The organism is Actinomadura sp. HBU206391 (genome assembly GCF_014323665.1).
GTDB lineage: Bacteria > Actinomycetota > Actinomycetes > Streptosporangiales > Streptosporangiaceae > Actinomadura_C.
Genome location: NZ_JABVEB010000471.1, coordinates 1 through 2711, shown reverse-complemented (window position 1 = coordinate 2711; position 2711 = coordinate 1). Strand labels below are relative to the sequence as shown.

The 2711-nt window shown below is 69.9% G+C and carries 3 protein-coding genes; all 3 read right to left on the bottom strand.

Annotated features, from left to right (window positions below; translation table 11 throughout):
- Positions 1-72 precede the first annotated feature (72 nt).
- Positions 73-1041 carry a hypothetical protein gene (locus HKK72_RS38450; RefSeq protein ID WP_187239300.1) on the bottom strand — a complete coding sequence of 323 codons (969 nt, stop codon included), beginning with the start codon at positions 1039-1041 and terminating at the stop codon, positions 73-75.
- A 317-nt stretch (positions 1042-1358) separates the two neighbouring features.
- Positions 1359-1511 carry a hypothetical protein gene (locus tag HKK72_RS38445; RefSeq protein ID WP_187239299.1) on the bottom strand — a complete coding sequence of 51 codons (153 nt, stop codon included), beginning with the start codon at positions 1509-1511 and terminating at the stop codon, positions 1359-1361.
- Positions 1508-2626: an endo-1,4-beta-xylanase gene (locus tag HKK72_RS38440; protein ID WP_187239298.1), complete on the bottom strand. Its 1119-nt coding sequence runs from the start codon at positions 2624-2626 to the stop codon at positions 1508-1510. Before HKK72_RS38440 ends, HKK72_RS38445 begins: the two co-directional genes overlap by 4 nt.
- Positions 2627-2711 lie beyond the last annotated feature (85 nt).

Sequence of the window (2711 nt, the reverse complement as noted above, 5' to 3'; positions counted from 1 at the left end):
GGGGAGCGGCGGGGGCGTCGCACGCCGCCCCCCGCCGCTCGCGATCGGAGAAGGACAGGGAGCCGTACCGGCTCAGTAGCCGTAGTCGTCGCCGGTGTCCTCGGTCTCGGCGTCGGCCTGGGCCTTCTTGCCGGTCGCGGTGCTGGCGAACCAGGTGCCGCCGACGCCCTGCCCCTTGGTGTCGCCGGCCTTGGTGTCCTTGGCGTAGGTGTACAGCGGCCAGCCGCCGAGGGTCAGCTGGCAGATGCCGTCGGCGCGCATGATGTTGCCGATGAGTTTGCGGTCGACGCCCTGGAGTTTCAGCGACGCGGTGAACTTGACCGGTGGCCAGGCCTTCGCGCAGGCGCCGAGGCAGTTGGACTTGGACTTGCCGGGGGTGGCGGAGCGGGTGTCCTTGTCGAAGCGGTAGAGCGTGCGGCCCGCCCCGTTGACGACGATCTTGCTGAGCTGGTCGTCGTCGACGACCTTGATGGTGTTCTTGCCCGTCCAACGCGGCGTGGCCGGCTTCTTCTTGGCAGGTTTGGCCGCCGCGACGGTGGCCTTCTTGCCGGTCGGCGCGCTCACGAACCAGGTGCCGCTGACGCCCTGCCCCTTGGTGTCGCCGGCCTTGGTGTCCTTGGCGAAGCGGTACAGCGGCCAACCGCCCAGCGTCACCTGGAAGCTGCCGTCGGCGCGCTTGACCTTGCCGACCAGCGAGGAGTCGAGCCCCTTCCGCACTGCGATCTTCTCGCCGACGAAGACCGGGGGCCATGCCGTGGCACAGGCGTTCTCGCAGTTGGACGACGACGGGGAGGCGGTGTCCTCGTCGAAGCGGTAGAGGGTACGGCCCTCGCCATCGACGACGATATTGCCGAGGCGACTGTTCGCGGCGACCGCCAGTGCGGTGTTCTGCGGAGCGGCCGCCGGCTTCTTGGCGCCGTCCTGCGCCGAGGCGTTGTCGTAGCCGTCGCCACCGCCGCCATATCCGCCGCATGCGGCGAGCAACGTCCCGGCCGCAGCCACCGTGGCCGCCACCGACACGGCTCCTCGTCTGCTTCCCATGATCGTTCCTTCCGCTTCCCGGGTTTCGCGGCCGGTGCGGCCGGGCGGGGGGTCCGCTCTTCGTGACCCGGTCGGCAGGCAGTACGGGACGGGAGCGTCGGATGGTTCAGCTGATCACTAAAATGTTCGTGATGACTGCGGATCGGGTGACGGTTCGGGCCGGGGGCGCCGATGACGCGGCGCGGGATCAGGCGGACCCCGGTTCGCCGGCGACCGCGGCAGGGGATGCGCCGCCGGCCGCGGCTCAGGGCAAGAACCCTGCGGCCGGCGGCGCATCGATCAGGAACGGGCGGTCGTGGTGCCGTTCGCCGAGACGGTCACCGTGCCCGTGGAGGGTGCCGAAGCCGGTAGGCGCCAGGGCGCAGCGGCGCGCTCAGGGCCGCGTCCGCACCGGCCGACATCAGCAGGCCGAGCAGCAGGATCACGCCCCTGCGGCCGCAACCGGTGAGCGCCAGGCGGACGCGGTTCACCGCTCGCTTCCCGCCACCCGATGGCGCAGTGCCTCGCGCAGCTCGGCATAGGCCGGCTTCGGCCGGAGGTCATGGTCGTACGGGGTTGCCGCGCCCTGCCCCGCGAACACGCCGGGGACCCAGGAGTGGGCGTCGCTGAGGCCCCAGATCGTGAAGGAGACGCACCTGCGCACCGCGAGGCAGGCGCTCAGCAGCCGTCCGAAGTAGTCGGCCTGGGTGGCGAGCTTGGCGTCGGTGACCGGTAGCGGCATCCGCACGTCGGCCTCGGTGATGGCCACGTCCAGGCCGAGGCCGGTGAACCGCCGGAGGTGGTCGATGACCGGCGCGGGATAGTCGTACTGGATGCCGAGATGGCCCTGGAACCCGACGCCGTGGACCGGCACCCCGCGCTCACGCAGGTCGCTGACGAGTGCGTACATCGCGTCGGCCTTGGCGGTGTTCCACTCGAGGTTGTAGTCGTTGAGGTACAGCTTGGCGCGCGGGTCGGCCTCGTGCGCCCACTGGAGCGCCTTGGCGACGTAGCCGGGCCCGAGCGCCTTGTACCAGATGGTCTCGCGCCAGGTGCCGTCCTCGTTGAACGGCTCGTTGATCACATCCCAGGCGTAGACGCGGCCACGGAACTTCGCCGCCTCCTCCTTGACGTGCTTCTCGAGGATCGTCGCGAGATCCGCGTCACTCCAGGTCTTCTGCGTCAGCCAGTAGGGGAGCTGGTTGTGCCAGACGAGGGTGTGGCCCCGCACGATCTGCCGGTGGCCGCTCGCGAACCGCATCATGTGGTCGGCCGCGGTGAGATCCACCATGCCGCGCTCGGGTTCGACCGTGTCCCACTTCATCACGTTTCCCGGCGACACGGCGGAGAACTCGCGGGCGAGGAGAGCGCGGTAGCGCGCGTCGCCGAGGAGCGGGGGGTTGTAGACCGCAGAACCGATCAGCAGTCCGCGCTTCGCGGCGAGACCACGCAGGCCGTCGAGATCGTCCGCCCGCGTGGCCGATCCAGGGCCCGCGTTGGCCGCCGTCGTGCCGAAAAGCAGCGTGGCCACGACGGCACCGGCCAGGACCGAGCGTGCGCCGACGCCGGGGCCAGTGCGCCGGTGGAGCCCGAGACGGATCGACATGACAGTCTCCTCTCGATCACTAAGATGGCGGCCCCCGAAATGTTTCGAAAATATTTTGAACGTAATAGGACGCTAATGCCCTGAC